Source organism: Bartonella sp. PS17NMGDW, assembly GCF_042193555.1.
Classification (GTDB): Bacteria; Pseudomonadota; Alphaproteobacteria; order Rhizobiales; family Rhizobiaceae; genus Bartonella; species Bartonella grahamii.
In genome coordinates this window covers 1-16,036 of the sequence record NZ_JBHILY010000019.1, presented here as the reverse complement: position 1 = coordinate 16,036, position 16,036 = coordinate 1, and the positions used below count along the sequence as shown (strand labels likewise).

General features: G+C 35.3%; 10 protein-coding genes, 1 tRNA gene and 1 pseudogene. 5 read left to right on the top strand and 7 right to left on the bottom strand.

Going from position 1 to position 16,036, the window contains the following annotated elements; all coding sequences use genetic code 11:
• Positions 1-181: 181 nt before the first annotated feature.
• Positions 182-736: a hypothetical protein gene (locus ACFIJK_RS08210; protein ID WP_375627459.1), complete on the bottom strand. Its 555-nt coding sequence runs from the start codon at positions 734-736 to the stop codon at positions 182-184.
• A gap of 743 nt (positions 737-1,479) precedes the next feature.
• On the opposite strand from ACFIJK_RS08210, the gene ACFIJK_RS08205 reads away from it, so the two are divergent.
• The 3 genes and pseudogenes from ACFIJK_RS08205 to ACFIJK_RS08195 all read left to right on the top strand — a co-directional run.
• Positions 1,480-2,544 (top strand): ThiF family adenylyltransferase, encoded by a 1,065-nt coding sequence (locus tag ACFIJK_RS08205; protein ID WP_375627458.1) that lies wholly within the window; start codon positions 1,480-1,482, stop codon positions 2,542-2,544.
• A complete protein-coding gene (locus ACFIJK_RS08200; protein WP_375627457.1) occupies positions 2,541-3,761 on the top strand; it encodes an MFS transporter in 1,221 nt (406 codons plus the stop codon). Before ACFIJK_RS08205 ends, ACFIJK_RS08200 begins: the two co-directional genes overlap by 4 nt.
• Before the next feature lie 1,324 nt (positions 3,762-5,085).
• Positions 5,086-5,225: pseudogene (locus ACFIJK_RS08195) on the top strand (integrase); the annotation flags it as partial.
• Between the two features lie 82 nt (positions 5,226-5,307).
• On the opposite strand, the gene ACFIJK_RS08190 reads toward ACFIJK_RS08195, so the two are convergent.
• A tRNA-Ser gene (locus ACFIJK_RS08190) sits at positions 5,308-5,398 on the bottom strand.
• Positions 5,399-5,717: 319 nt separating this feature from the next.
• Here ACFIJK_RS08190 and ACFIJK_RS08185 point away from each other — a divergent pair.
• The gene (locus ACFIJK_RS08185) at positions 5,718-6,914 is read left to right on the top strand and encodes a porin (RefSeq protein ID WP_375627456.1); all 1,197 of its coding nucleotides are present in this window, start codon (positions 5,718-5,720) and stop codon (positions 6,912-6,914) included.
• Between the two features lie 1,162 nt (positions 6,915-8,076).
• On the opposite strand, the gene ACFIJK_RS08180 is transcribed toward ACFIJK_RS08185, so the two are convergent.
• From ACFIJK_RS08180 to ACFIJK_RS08160, 5 genes are all read right to left on the bottom strand, one after another.
• The gene (locus ACFIJK_RS08180) at positions 8,077-8,883 is read right to left on the bottom strand and encodes an N-acetylmuramoyl-L-alanine amidase (protein ID WP_375626766.1); all 807 of its coding nucleotides are present in this window, start codon (positions 8,881-8,883) and stop codon (positions 8,077-8,079) included.
• Positions 8,884-9,738: 855 nt separating this feature from the next.
• A complete protein-coding gene (locus tag ACFIJK_RS08175; protein ID WP_375627455.1) occupies positions 9,739-11,913 on the bottom strand; it encodes an isocitrate/isopropylmalate family dehydrogenase in 2,175 nt (724 codons plus the stop codon).
• Positions 11,910-12,641 (bottom strand): alpha/beta fold hydrolase, encoded by a 732-nt coding sequence (locus ACFIJK_RS08170; RefSeq protein ID WP_375627454.1) that lies wholly within the window; start codon positions 12,639-12,641, stop codon positions 11,910-11,912. The genes ACFIJK_RS08175 and ACFIJK_RS08170 overlap by 4 nt, the downstream gene beginning before the upstream one ends.
• A 260-nt stretch (positions 12,642-12,901) precedes the next feature.
• Positions 12,902-14,098, bottom strand: a complete 1,197-nt coding sequence (locus ACFIJK_RS08165; RefSeq protein WP_375627453.1) for a multidrug effflux MFS transporter — start codon at positions 14,096-14,098, stop codon at positions 12,902-12,904.
• A gap of 227 nt (positions 14,099-14,325) precedes the next feature.
• Complete coding sequence (locus ACFIJK_RS08160) at positions 14,326-14,604, bottom strand: hypothetical protein (RefSeq protein WP_375627452.1); 279 nt, start codon at positions 14,602-14,604, stop codon at positions 14,326-14,328.
• Between the two features lie 307 nt (positions 14,605-14,911).
• On the opposite strand from ACFIJK_RS08160, the gene ACFIJK_RS08155 reads away from it, so the two are divergent.
• The gene (locus ACFIJK_RS08155; protein ID WP_375627451.1) at positions 14,912-15,682 is read left to right on the top strand and encodes a phage tail assembly protein; all 771 of its coding nucleotides are present in this window, start codon (positions 14,912-14,914) and stop codon (positions 15,680-15,682) included.
• Positions 15,683-16,036 lie beyond the last annotated feature (354 nt).

Here is a 16,036-nt window from a genome sequence, read left to right as displayed (position 1 = left end):
TGAGAAAGCACCAAACCTTTTTCACTCAAATGAATTTGATTTTCCCCATGGGAGAGAATGAGCTCATCTTTTGTCATCCGCAAAGCGCCATAAGAGCCGTCACTTTTCTTTCCTTCTTTGTGCTGTAAGAGCTTTATCTCGTTGCTCAAACGTGTCTTCTAAATGAATAACTTTTCGTTTCTTATCGAAATATTTTCCTCAAACTTTGAAGCCTGTTATTTAAATTATCAACTTTGTGATCTATCCTTTTAATCTCTTGATTTAATTTATCAATATGTTCATGATGTTTAGAAATCACTTCTAAATAATGTAATGCTTGAGACTGATCCTTAAGCTTATTTGCTTCATTTAATTCTCGAAAAGCCTCTGTTCTTTTCTCAACATGCTCAAATAAAGTAAAAACCTTCTCGAGCCGTTCAAAAATTGCAGCATTCCGCTTTTGCGTTATTTCATATTTATAAGTCAGTTGCTTTTTATTTGGCATATTTTTCAGCAATGCAAAATAGAGTGCCTGCTGTTCAAAAGCTATTCTCTTCAAGTCCTCTACCGACACCCCCAATATTTGCATTGTATCGTTCCATCCTCTCTCCGCATTGTCTTTTTCAAACTTTGCTGAATCCAACTTCTGAACCGCATCATCACGTTCCTTAACAACTTGGGAACAAAATAATTTATCTATACCCGTATAGCCATGCGAGGTAGATAAAAGATATGTTAGCAAAAATATGATAAGCAATAAGCCTTCTCTCAACAGAACTTTTTTTTGTAAACATTTTTTTATTTTCTCGTATGCAATAAATTAAAATAATATATGATAAAAATAAAAAGGGATAAATTGTACAAAAATTAAATACTTAACAAACAGAATAAAGCTATAAAAAATAATTTATTCAATAAAATAGTCATAGATTTTTCTTTCTAGCTTTATATCTCTATAGGAGAAATTTAATCACTTTATAGGTAAATTTAAAATATTTTAATAGTATATTACAATTGCTTCAAAAATAATATTTTGATTAATAAATATATTAACAATTATAAAATGATGCGTATACAAAACGGATAACCACAATCAATGTAGTTATCAACTACTTTATAATATAGATTTGTTTTTTTATCAGTAGCAGCAATAAAAAAGTTTGTGTTTTTTAGATAAATTAAAATTTATTCATTTTTTATATTATATTTTATGCTATTAAATTTAAGTTAATAGAGATCATAGAGTTTTAAACTGATAAGATGCGTTATTTTCTCAATGTACATTCATCAATATTTGATGTAGGAATATTTACTTTACATCATAAAAGTGCATTTACATTTTTATATAGGGCCCTCCTCCCATGTAATGTGGTGAATAATGAAAGCATCAATAACGGGGAGGACATCATGAATCATACAGAATGTAATTAATGACTAAAGAAATTTACCTGAAGTTATTTTCAGGGAAAAGTTGGTTTGCTCTACAAGTGGGGAGGAGAAATGAAACAACAATATATTTTAGGAAAATACACACGTGTTGTTGTTCGTGAAAAGGATGCTATTTTTAGTGCAGGTTCAAAGCAGTTTATTATCAATGATAAAAATTTTTGGGAGAACTTAGTGCTTATTGCAGCACAATGGATAAAAAGAAAGATAGTAGATGAAGTTTACAATTCACTATCATTAATCATGTTAAAAGAAAATTTTGACCGTGCGTTTGATTTTCTTGTTTCTAACCATTTTCTTGTCAAAGCTGAAACATCAGACAATATCCTCAATAATCGCTATTCCAGAAGTCATCTCCATTATCAAAGCTATGGTATGCATCCAACCTCCGTTCAGCATATTCTTTTGCAAAAAAGTGTTGTCATTTTAGGGGGTGGTGGGATTGGTAATCATGTATCAGCAATGCTTGCATCCTCTGGCGTTGGAAAATTGACTCTTGTTGACAATGATGTGATCGAGATGACCAACCTTACCAGACAAATTCTTTTTACTGAAGAAGATATCAGTTTTCCGAAAACAACAGTTCTTAAACGTGAGCTGATGCGGAGAAACAGCCAAATTGAAGTTCATGAATTACAAATGTTGATTACTGAAAAAGAGAATATCAACAAATTACCCAAAGCTGATTTATGGATCATTTCTGCTGATTCACCTGCTCAGCTAGGCCTATGGATCAATGAATGGTGTGTAAAAAACAAACAAGCCTATATAAATTCCGGTTATGTTAATGATATAGCCGTCTTTGGTCCATTTTACATACTTAAGAAAACTGGTTGTTACGCATGTAGCTCGTCTATAGGCAATCTTCCGGCAAAAAGTGATCATCTTATTTATGAAGCTTGTGTTATGATTAATAATAACTTCAAAGTTGCTACATTTCCCCCTGTTAATGCACTTTCAGCTGCCATGTGTGCTAATGATGCTCTTAAATTTTTGGGTGGTTATGGAAGCCTTCTTTCCACTGATCGCCGTGTGGGGATATGGAGCAGCCAACTTTTCACAGAAGAGCGTTCTCTAAAGAAAAATCCTCACTGTAAGGTTTGTGGAACAACACAATGAACAGACCACGCACCCTCGCTCTCAACTATGGATCCTATAATGCTGTCCGCATGCTCATTGGTGTTTACCATGCTATTTTTTTAATGTCCATGGGAGTTAGTCTGGCGCAATTAGCTCTGCTTCAGGTTGTCTTTTCCACCACCATTCTGCTGCTTGATTTTCCCTGCGCTGTTTTATCTGACAGATATCGACGTAAATATTCCGTTATGGCTGGGGTCTTTATGACAGGAGTATTTTATCTTCTATGCCTTCAAGCTCCTAATATGACAGCACTTATTATTGCGCAAATTCTCTATGCAGCAGGCATTTGCATCATTGTCAGCGCCATTGACGGATGGATTTACCATTCTCTAGGCGATAAACAGGATCACTTTTCGCATTATGCTCATCTCTACCACCAAGTTAACTCTTTCGGAAGTATTCTCAGTGGGATTGTAGGAATTGGAACGATCTATTACTCTGGACAATATTTTATGGGATATATCATCTCATGCCTCATGATGGGATTTATTTTTTTGATATTCCTTATTGTTCCGGAAGAAAAGAAAACGACAATTGAAACATCCAAAACAAAAACAATCTTGCACAATGCCAAGGAAACGCTCTGGATATTTCAAAATACAGTAGGAGGAGCATGGTTTATTTTCCTCATGTGCCTTTTTAGCGCTGGTATTCAGATTATTTATCATTTCTGGCAACCGATAATACTTTCAGGAGGAAAAATTCATCACCTCAACGGTTCGCAAATGCTCGTCTTGATGTGCTGCCATATTGGAGCCTTTTCAGCACAATATTTTTCAAATTTACTGATGTCTAAGTATCATGTTCTTGATAAAAAATATAAGAATTCTATAAAATATTTTTCCTTCTTTTCTGCGCTGATGTGCATAGCGCTCTATTTTTTAGTTCATAGCCATCAAACTGCTGCATCAGTCATCGCCTTCTCTTTAATCCATGGATTTATTTGCACTGTACCGATCGGTGCAAAAAGCTTATTTTTCTCAGAACTTAACCAAAAACAAACGCAACATATTTCTGGTATTGTTGGTGCTGTCTCTTTCAGCGGAAGAATATTTTCAATTACAGTATTGAGTATTATTTCTTTTCTTCCTGCAAAAGTTTCTCCATCTTACTACCTAATATTACCGACCATTACTTTTTTCATATGTGGTTTGGTTGTCATGAAATGGATGAAACACTCTCAAAAGTCTCTATGAGAGAAAAACCATAACATTTCACCCACAATGTTTTCTTCTAAAAGAAATCGATACTTTTTTGAGAGCATTGCCACATCCAACTTTCAATATACAATGCAAATATAAAGCAACACATTGATTTATAATCATAATATAGCAAACTCGAATATTGTAAGATTCTTTCTTTTCAAATCTGTTTCTATGGTTGAAACAAGCAAAATCATTTGCTTGCATATCAGTAAGTGGAGAAAGCCGTATAAATAAAAACAATTTAGAAAAGGAAAAATGCCTTTTATGAACTCTCATAGTTAAAATCTATAACAACAGGAAGGCAGATATATAATATGCCTCTTTGCATCTTCATAAGTATACAAATGGTGTGGCTTTATAAGGCTTTATAATTATAAAGAAACTTTTGTGTTTTATACCATTTACGAGGTGGCGTCGCAAAATGGGCTTATACACATTGCAAAGATATCTCTTTAACACAAGTGCATAAATTGGCAACACAAGTATATTTGTGTTTAGAACATTCTTTTTATATGAGAGGCATAATTCCAACAGGATAAACAAAAACGTAAGACACATAATCTTCATTATTTAAAAGACACGACCATAGAGATTTATGAAAGTTATAAAACTGAATTAATAAGATGATGATAAAAATAAGAGATAACTTCCACCTTTTTTGCTTTTATATTTTCTCAAAATTAAAAAGATCCTTCCGTTTTTAGAAATGACTCGCTAGCAAATATATACAATATTTTCTCCCCTATTTGATATATAAAAGCTGACATAACCGATAAAGCAGTAAACCATCTTAAATATTGATCTCAAATATGCTGTTGTATAAGGAGTAGGTGTTGATTGACACACAAAAGCAAAAGCTTAGCAAAACAACGTCATAAAATAAATGTGCCACCAAACGATTGGAACGATATAGGGAAGTCAAAAACACTTTGTAGAACAAAATCCGTAACATCTAGCTTTACGGCCGCTTATTCTTACAAACGTGCGTGCTGCTCCCTATATCCATAAAAATAAATAAGCAATCCTTAGCTAAAAAATATGCAACGTCAATGTGATGCTATAACAGAGCTTCGCTTTCCTTTATCAACAAAAGCATGAGAAATTTTGAACCAAACCTATTTTTCTCGGGATAATTTTTTCCACAACTGATCATATTTCCTTTAATATAAATTGGCATAGCGATTTACATGAAACATATTGCGCTTAAAATATCCCCCATTGGTTTTGCTTTAGTTTACACCATTAGAAAAGAAATTTTTGTAACTTGTTTCATGAAACATAAAATTAAAAATCAACACAGGAATTAAGAAAATGAGCAACCACACGCGCTGCTAATACAGGTATTACAATTTCGCACATAAATTGAGATGGAAGGAAGATAAAATAGCACCACTCTATAGCAGAGTAGCTGATAGAAAACGTCTAGCAAGAAAAGCAATCAAAAAACTTCACAAAATTGAGATTAGCAGAAAAGCAAATGAGCACAAATCACTGAAAAAAATTCCTATACACAATCAACTGCTTTTATAACAATAGATGGCGGAGAGGAAGAGATTCGAACTCTCGAGAGCCTTTTGAGCCCTACTCCCTTAGCAGGGGAGCGCCTTCGACCACTCGGCCACCTCTCCAACAGAGAGGCATAAATGGTATCAACAGAAAGTTCAAGACATTTTCGATTTTTTTCCCAAATATCTGAAATTTTTCTCCTATTGAGCCCATAGGGATAAAAAGTTAACAAAATAAAAATTGTGTCTTTTTTACCACATTATCTCGAATAGTACATGTATACATTACAAAAAGGTAATTTCATATTTGAATATCTAAAAAGATTAGTATAGCTAAGATAACAAGTGCCGCGTATTTTACTTATGTCTTTGTCCTTAATGCGTTAGGTAAATGATACCCTTTAGAATTTAGAAGAAAATTAACGGACCTCGGAGATCCTATATGAATATTAAATCCCTCTTTTTAAGCTCTACAGCAGCTTTTTTAACAATTTCTGGAGCACATGCTGCTTCAACAGTTATCCCCGAACCCGAACCTGTAGAATATATTCGCGTTTGTGATGCCTACGGAAAAGGATATTTTTATATCCCTGGAACAGAAACCTGCATGCGTTTATCAGGAAATGTTCGTACTGATTTTATAGGCGGTGATAATATCGATGCAACAAGCGAAACTGAACTGAACCAAAAAAGAAAAACCTATGGCGCATCATCACGGCTCACCCTTGTTTTTCAAGCAGCTTCTGAAACAGAAATGGGGACACTTCGTTCATATGCAAGAATTTTCTCAAGCTGGGGTGATGGTGGTGATAAAGCTGGTGCAAGGCTTTCAGCCGCTTACATTGAACTGGGTGGTTTTCGCGTAGGTCTTGATGACACAATTTTCAACAGCTGGACTGGTGGTTATGGAAATGTTCTCAATGATGACAGCATAGCACCTGCAGGCACAACACGCACTAATTTTATTTCCTACACCTTTAATGGTGACTCCGGCTTTTCTGCTATTATCGGAGCTGAACTAGGCAATAATTCAGATGCTCTTCCTGGAATAAGCGGATACTATATTGATAAAGATGATAAGCTTGTTCCTATCACGAAGGATACTCTTCCAAGTAAAGCAATTAAAAATTACACACCCAATGTAGTTTTGGGTATCAAGTTTATGCAAAAATGGGGTGGTTTTTCAGCGGTTGCAGCATATGATACTTACTACAAAAAGTGGGCTGGAAAAGTACGTGCAGATTTCAATGTCAACGATCGTTTCAATCTATGGGTAATGGCTGGTTATAAAAACGGCCTTGATTACTACACAGTAAATGAAAATGATGAATTATCACGACAAAGCACAACGATTTATGCAAACTGGGGTGGTAAATGGGCTGCTTGGGCGGGTGCCACTTACAAACTCACTCCGAAGGCAAATTTGAATGCTCAAGTTTCTTATAGTGCTGTAAAAACCTTTGCAACTTCTGTAAATATTACATACACGCTGGTTCCAGGATTTGTGATTACACCTGAATTAACCTATGTTTCTTGGAATGATGATCGCGTTGTGACGGATAAAAATAATGATGAAAAACATTTATTCAATAAGAAAAGTGCTTTTCAAGGTATGATCCGTTTACAGCGTTCATTCTAATACTATTTAAGCTAAAGATTTTAAAAACTGGCAACATATGTTGCCAGTTTTTATTTTTGTAATCAAACATCATGAGCATCTTTCTTGATCGTTATTTTCTTGTCTTTTTGAAAAAAAATACTCACTTTCACAAAAATATTCTCAGAAAATTAACCTGATGTACTTGATAAGAACACTGCATACGTGGGTTCTTACACATCCATTCAAACAATCTCTTGCTTGCCCTTTAAAGCGTGAACAAATACCTTTTCTTTATTACCAAATTGATTTTTGTTGGTAATTTATACCTAACCTTTGTTAATTTAGGTCATGAACTTCTCAGGTAAGTTCTGTACTGAACAAATAAAATATTGAAAAAAACAAGACATCATTGTGTTTTTGATATGCATGAATGTGTCTTCTATTAACATCCTAAAACACAACATTTTACAACACTGCCGCGCATTAAAAAACTTAATCATCAAGAAACATGTTATCAAAACGATGAAAATATCCCCTAAAGCAATAAAAGAGAAAATAGATATATCTTCAAAAAATGAATTAACCTCTTCCCCATCTAAAGAATAGAGACTCCTATCAGTAGCAATCTGTAAACGACCCACCTTTTTTTGAATCTGCATCACATTAATTTATAATGACAATTTATTATTTTGCATGTTGAATAAAAGTCCAGAATATCGTAGGATTCTCCATTTCAGACCTGTCCCATGTTTCAATCAACCAAAACCATTCACTTGTACACGACGAATGGAGAGAGCCGTGTGAATAAAAACGAGTAAAGAAAACCCTTTATGAATCGTTTTAAGTTCCAAGGACTGTAGTAACATTGAGATCTGGAAAAGTTTATGATGGTTCTAGGCACTTTTATTAAGCATAAAAATGAAGCTAACTTAATAGAGGACTTTAGATTATATTCTTTATGAACGTCACTGTAAAAAAGGAAGCAAAATATAAGACAAAGAACCAGTAAATTTAATCTCTGGAAATCATAAAGCATTCTATAGCGTTATGTTTCCATAAAACGCCTTATACCGTACATGGGATTTTTTACACGATTAATGCCCTTTTTTACATAAAGCGCATTGGAAAAAAGAAGCCTCTCTTGATAAGAAAAAGGCTTACACGTCATCATAACCATATTTTCAATTAAAACACGTTGAATTCACGGAAAATATTTATCAACCAATGCATAAAGAATTGCTGCTGTTTCAACATCTAGAATCCCATCATAATTTTCTTGACGAAAATGAAGTTGGAATGCTCGGATCAAATCTTTGTATCCTGTTTGGGTACACGCAGCAGAAATGTCATATCCATAACATTTTAGCTTCGCCAAAATATCTTCTTTGGGCGGCAAGTTCTTAGAAAATTGCTCTTGATAATGACTTTTTAGTTCATCATCATACCATGCTCCTATACCTGCCCTATAAAGTTCTCTCCATGGGAAAGCTGCTCCTGGATCACTTTTTCTTCCAATAGCAATATCACTGTGTCCCACAACATCAGTTGGCATAATATCGGGATACCGTTGAAGAATATTCAAGGCAAGTTCCTTAACGGCATCAATTTGTATTGGATTATAAGGAGGAAATATACCACCCTCATCATGATAAGCCATAAAATCAACTGTCTCTTCTGGAGACTCAGAATGACCCGTCGCTAAATTAACGATTTCAATCCCGATAGATGCATCATTGAGATGACTATGCCCAGCCCATGAACTCACACCCGCATGCCATGCACGCTCATTTTCATCAACCAGATTAAAAATACGCATGTCCTTAAAGCCTGCTTCACGATATGTCTGCTCTGAAGGATCAGGAACAAGATAGTGTGCACTAACCTTTTCTCCTGTAAGCGCCATAATCGAGGATTTAAAATCAAGAGCCGTATAATGCATAACGAGAAAACGAACGCGACGATTAAAACTCTTGACAGAACGATAACTGTTGTAATCAATCTGATACATAAAAGCCCTTTCTTTTTTGCTAAAAAAGACCACTGCGCATCACAACAGATAGGACACGAACTGTTAAAAATGCAATGAACTTCCTATCTAGATACTAAGAATTACGCCTAAAATTTGTTCATCAAAAACATTGACACTCTTATCAACAATTAAGACACATTTTATTTCTCCCCCACACACGCGTAAAATGTTTTTAACCACATTCACAAACGCACCGCATTAAATATTTTCCTCAAACAAATTCCTAAAAATTACCAATCGAAAAGAAAACAAAAGCATAAAATAATCACTCCTTGAATTTTCACGTCTTACAGAAAAATAATTCTTCCTGTTATCACATTGAAAAATATCGCCCCTCGGAAGCGAACACCCAACGATCGTGCAATCACACAAAAACTTAAAGGAAAAATTTTTATAAGCTCTTTACAGCAATTTATTATCAGATAACTGAATGGCACATATTCGCAATAAACTGGACATATTTTTCAATAAAATTTGCAAAGCTTTCCTGTAAATGACACAACTTCTTGTCTTTTCACACCATCGCTTTTTGATTTACAAAGAATCTCAATTATTTACAACGCTTGAGGCACATGAAGTCTCTGGATTCCTTGTCATCAGCTCTATGAAAGATAACGAATTGATTTATAATAATAATTAATCATTATAAATATTGAATGTAGCAAGCCTAATATCGTAAAGTTTTTCTTAATCTTGAATTAATCAAAGTCATTTAATTACACATTAAAAGAAAGTTTAACCTATAGATAAAAACCACTTAAGAAAAGGATCAAAATACTTCTTATAATAGAACGTTCAATAATTTGAGCAATATTTTTACGTCCCCATAGAGGTTCATTTGCTTTTCTCAGTTTGCAAAACTCTTTTTAAAACCAACCAAGCTGCATATTCTTGTAAGACGGCACCTAAAAGTGGTCGCGTATAGGGAAAAGTTACACGATCATCACCATAACCTTTCATCCGTATAGTCATCGTGGCATGTCCAAGGCTTTCTTCTTGATTTTCTAATGTCTCGATAGAAGGTTCTAGGCTCACTTCAACCTCAAGCAGTGGAATATTTTTTGTACTTTTTTCTATGGGCTGAAAATATTTTAAAAGATATGGATCATTGGAAGACCAATGAACCTCTGTATGCTTTTTCAATTGTTTACAAGCAGTAGTAACTTCTGCACCAACCAAATAGGAGTGAAAATGATCTTCAAATTGTTCGATTAAATGCTGTGCCAAAGGTGCCGATGACTGACCAACAAGCTGCACAAGAACATAGGGGCTTTTCCATAAAAAATGCCGTTCAAATGGCTCATTTTCAAGATGACAATCAACCCACTGCGCAATGGTACTTTCATCAATTCCAATCAAAGTCCATGCATACCCCGCACGCGATACAAAAGAATATTTCTTCTCGTTGTGTTCTAAATAATTCTCTAAAAGCGCAAGAGCCTGTGATGGCGGACCAGGCAAAACAACAAGCGTACTTCCATCACAAGAAAGATAAAAGCCTGGTGCTGTACCTGTAGGATTATCAAGCACGGTTGCCGTCTCAGGAAACAATGCTTGACGCGCATTACTCTTATCCACCAAAATCCCTAATCGTTGTAATTGACCTTTTATTGTTTGCCAAACATCTTCATGATGTACCAAAGGCTGCTTTACAGCTTGAGAAACCGCATCACGTGTTATGTCATCTGATGTTGGTCCCAATCCCCCACTGATAATGATAAGATCTTCTTGTCCAAGGCAAGAAACAACAGTCTCACTGATTTGCTGTAATTGATCAGCACAAACAAAATGACGCGTGACTTGAATATTTCTTTTATTCAAGCTCTGACTCAAATCCTGCAAATTCGTATTCAAATATTGTCCTGAAAGGAGTTCATCACCAATCGTAATAATTGCCGCATGACAAATAGAGACAGGATTCACAAGAACATTGCGAACAGCTTCAGCCATTTGACGGGTAGAGGCTACACCTCCAAGATCATAGGTAACAGTTTTTCCAGCACGAATAACCTGATCAACACTCTCAGATAGTTGTTTTGCTGCATCTTTAAAACCTAAATGCTCTAAAAGTAAAGCCGTGGTATAAAGCATCGCAGAAGGATTTGCTTTATTCTGTCCAGCAATACGTGGTGCACTGCCATGAACAGGCTCAAAACAAGCAATCTCGCTCCCCACATTCACATGAGGAGCAAGCCCCAATCCCCCCATGACTCCAGCGGCAAGATCAGAGAGAATATCGCCAAACATGTTTTCAGCAACAATCACCCCAAATTGCTCTGGCTTGTTTGCTATCCACAAAGCAACCGCATCAACATTATGAATATCTGCTTCAATTTCCGGATAGTTTTGCGCAATCTTCTCAAAAATTTCCTGAGAAAATTGTCCACTTTCTCGCATAACATTGGGCTTATCAGCAAAAGTAACGCGCTTAAAGCCATATTTCCTCGCATAAGAAAAAGCATATTCAAATAACCGCTCTAAACCAAAGCGTGTCTGCAAACGGACTGTCCACGCAGCTTCCTCAAGCCCATATTTTGTTAAATTGGGATGTTTTAGCCAAACGGCTGTTTCAGGAGAAATACCCCGAAAATCCAATCCAGCATAAAGGCCTTCACTATTGTCTCTGATAACACAAAAATGAAAAGGTTTTCTCGGACCAAAGATGTATCTGACAGGGCGTATATTTGCAAACAACCCTAATTTTTGGCGAAGCTGAATAACCGGTGACACATAGGCAAGTTTTTGCTCTTTTAAATGCGGTGCAAGTTCTTTTAAAGCCGCTTCTTTTCCTTTACTGGTCACAGCTCCAAGTAAAATAGCATCACTTTCAGAAATTTTTTTCCAGGTCTCTTTTGGAATAGGATCTCCTTCTTGTTTCCAACATTCAAAACCAATATCACCATAAATCAATTCAATCGGCAATTGGAATTGCTCTAAGACCCTCAACGCAGCATCACAAACCTCTGGTCCTATCCCATCACCAGGTAATACAAGAACTTTCTTTTTCATAACTCATCAATCCACTCATCAATGACTGCATCTGTCATAGTAGGATTATCCTCCCACAAACGCGTACCAGCACCAGAAATAATCTTATATTCATGGTTCAGATTATGACTTTTCGTCTGATTATCTACCGTTGCAAGTTGCGACTTTTCTCCCACTAAAGCTAAAAACTTCCCCTTATACTTAACTATTTCATCTCTAGCATCTATTTCTAATAAGAGTTTAAACCCTCTTCTCATGCGTTCAATTGCCACGCTTTTTTGTTTATCGGGAATCTCCAATAAAACTCTTTTTTTCATAATGCCAGAAGGATGCATAAAACCATTGAGTATTTCCAAAGCCCCCGACAAATCATTATTTTCTAAGGAGGCAAGAATATCTCCAAGGCGCCGTTGCAAAACCTTATCTGGATAGCCAGGTGCATTCACAGCAAGCACAGCTTGAACATTGGGAAGCCGTGCTGCCAATATTTGTACCAACATTCCAGCCATAGAAAATCCCACAAGCACTGCGGGCTCTTTAAAATAGCTTTTAAGTTTTTCTGCCATAAAAGATAAAATGTCTACAGCAGCATGATTGAGCACATGAGAACCCTTAGGAAAAAGAGAAAGTGTATCCAGCAGAGTGACTGGGTATCCTTTTGATAAGCATAGCTTTGTCAATGGAGAACAAAAAACACCACCATCCCAAATTGGCATTACAGGAGAAAGAATAATAATAGGAAGGCTCATTGATCAATTCCTCCCCTTATTTAAAACATGCATTAGAGCCAAAACTTTTCCCATCCAATATAATGAAAATATGTTGAAACTCTAGGCTCATACTCTCCCCCCATCATAATCGATTTGTTAAACTCAAACTAAGCTTGTAACAAATTTTAAACCCACTCAATCCAACAACTTAATAAAAAAATTCATCTAATGTACAGGTACCCCATTCGTGAACAACATCAAAAACATTTCCGCATAATGCTTTCTTTTTATCATTTTACTCAGTTCATTTCTGAAGTCATAAAATGACGCGCTTTTTGAATATAAATGATAAAACCAATCATACAACACACAGCTAACAAAGTTGCCATAGCCCGTGGGCTATGACCAGATATCTTTCCGATAACCGCTGCACTGAGTGCCGCACTTCCTAATTGCAAAGATCCCATAACACCAGAAGCCGCTCCCGCAGCTTTCGGATGCGATGAAATAGCCAACGCTGTTCCTAACGGCAATAAAAAACCATTGCCAAAAGTAAGAACAGCAATAGCCATAAAACTTGTCACAAGGGGCCATGGACTTAGATACATTTGCACAGCAAACAGCACACCACCTATCACAAAAATAATGTACCCTCTCCCCACAGTCTTTTCCATAGACTCGCGCTCAAAAAACCATCGCGCCAAAAGATTTCCCAAAATATAGGGAAACGAAACACCAATATAGCTATAACTAATGTGTATCGGCGATAACCCCAAAGTCGTGAGTAAAAAAGGCGACTCCACAATATAAGCAAAATAGGCAGCGTAAGAAAAACACGGAATAAGTGCATAAAAAATAAATTGTTTATTTCTGAGAACACCTAAATATGCCTTCATAAATCCTACCGGAGAAAAATGCTGCCGCTTCTGAGGAGGTAGAGTTTCGGTTAGCACAAAACAACACAGCAAAATGGTCAAAAATATAAAAAAGCTTAAAAAGATAAAAGTTGCCTGCCAATGAAAAGCCTGTATCAAAAGTCCACCAATGAAAGGTGCAAGTGCTGGTGACATTCCAATAAAAGGAAAAACAATCAAATAAAGTTTTCCAGCCGCTTTTTTATCCAACAAATCATTGATAATTGCACGACTTAAGACAAGTCCCGCACAAGCACCAAGACCTTGCAAAAAACGTAACACAAGAAAAGCGTGAATATGAACCGTATAAATCACACCAAGTGTCGTAAATAACCACAAGAATAAGCCCAATAGAAGTGTTTTTTTACGCCCAAAATTATCACTCAGCGGCCCATAAATGAGCTGTCCAAGTGCCAATGCCAACAAAAAAACCGCCACTGCACTTTGAATTTGAGATTGTGTCACTTGATAATATTGACGCATATCGCCCAGTGCTGGTAAAAAAATATCGGTAGAAATCAAACCTCCTGTTGATAAACATACGATAAGTATAATGAATGGTAATGTATATTTATGTTTCATCAGGAAAGTCACATTTCTTAAATTTAAAAATATTTAAATTTTACGTTTATAGAAAAATAATAATTTATATTTATAAATATAAATCTATTTTAACTTTATCCACAGGGAATAAAATAATAAATTTTCTTTATTCTTTTACTTTATTCGAGAATAATTCATCTTGTTGATGCATAAATCCAATGTCTGATCCGCACGCACACGCAACACGTAAATAAACACTTAGCGCTTCACTTTATAATTAATTTTAAAGCATAGCAAATCGCAATTTTAAAACTATACGCAAAAGAAGCTAAAAGATCAAAACTCTCCTTCAGAGATATATTTCCCAATCCGAAATAGCGCATTTTGTTGTATTCATGTTGCCCTATCTTCATCAGCTTTTTTTCATTGATATCATCAACAAAAACGCTCCCAAACTCTATCCCTCTCCATGATAACAACATCACTTTTCCGACAACATCTTTTATCAGAGGTGGTTTACAACGCTCAAAGAAAAAAGAAGCCACAAACTCCCTCTCCTTAAAACTCCCCACACAAATATTATTGTAACAATACAGCATATAACAATGGCTCATGGAGAAGTTTTTATCAACACAAATAATTGAGCAAACAAACTTAATAGCCCACTAATATCATAAAGCAAATTGCGCTTCTGTCTCCCCTTAAAATCTAAATTCATCTTGTCCATTTTGTTAGAATTTCATTCTACATAACCATCACCAAGTTTACTGCCTAAGCTATTGACAAACATGATATAATGGAAATTTGATAAATCATTCTGCATCTAATTTAGAAAGCAAGGAGAAGCTATTAATGAATATAACAGAACTAGCCACGTACCAATTACTTGTACCTATTAAAGTGGAAGGAAAGACATACACAGAAATCACCTTACGCCGCCCGAAATTTAAAGACTTAAAAGCAATACAGAGCAAAGAAGGCGACGAGCAATCAATTGAAATGATCGCATGTCTTTCAGGGTGGTCCTATAATGCCATCAGTAAACTTGGTGTTCGTGATTTTTTAAACATTAAAGACATTTACGGGACTTTAATAAAAAAAGTATTAAAAAAACTTGATAAAATGAATACAATCATAAAAATCCCATCCCTAAAAATCCTATCCTTAGAAACTCAATTTTCTAAACATCTCAAAAACTTTATAAACAAAGTAAATGCAGCCATAAAAAGCATAATGGATGAATGTACTTTAATCGACAGTAATCCCGAAAAATGCACAAGTAACCTTTACACACATACATTTGAAACAGAATCCATGACAACTGCAAATGCAAAAGTGAAAACCTGTAGCACCTATGAACCGATTACAGTTCATAATCCCTACGTCATAAAGGTGGAACACATGACCTTTACAAAATGCACTTTCTTAGTACAAGATGGTCCATCAAACCAAATTTATCTCTCAAATCAAAGTGCTCTTACATCGTATAAAAAAACTGCGGGCGAAACTAAAAAACAAACTTTGGAGAGAATCTCGAAACTTTTGGACATTGTCTCAAAACTTTTCAACTTTCCTCTCTGGTTTTGGGAGTTTTTACTCAAAGAACTTAGAAAGTTTTTCTAGCATTGTTTTGATATAGAATAATAAGAGAAGGAAAAACAGCTTAGAACACTAATGTTTCTTCCTTCTCTTTTATCTCTCATAGCTTTTTGAATTGAATACTTTTGATATTTATTTTGAATAATTGAAGCATTCTTTTAATTATAAGTACAATATAAAAACTAAAATTTTAGAAGACGCGCTGTTTTTACAAAAAAATGAAATAATAAAATAAATACTCCAGAATTTTAAGTAATGATCACCGTCTTGTGTTCGGTCTTTCCTATCCCTTTTTGGCGCATATTTACCACTTTTGGAACATAATTGGCAAAAAGACATTGTATCTCCAGCATATTCAAGGAGATAAAACATGGAAAC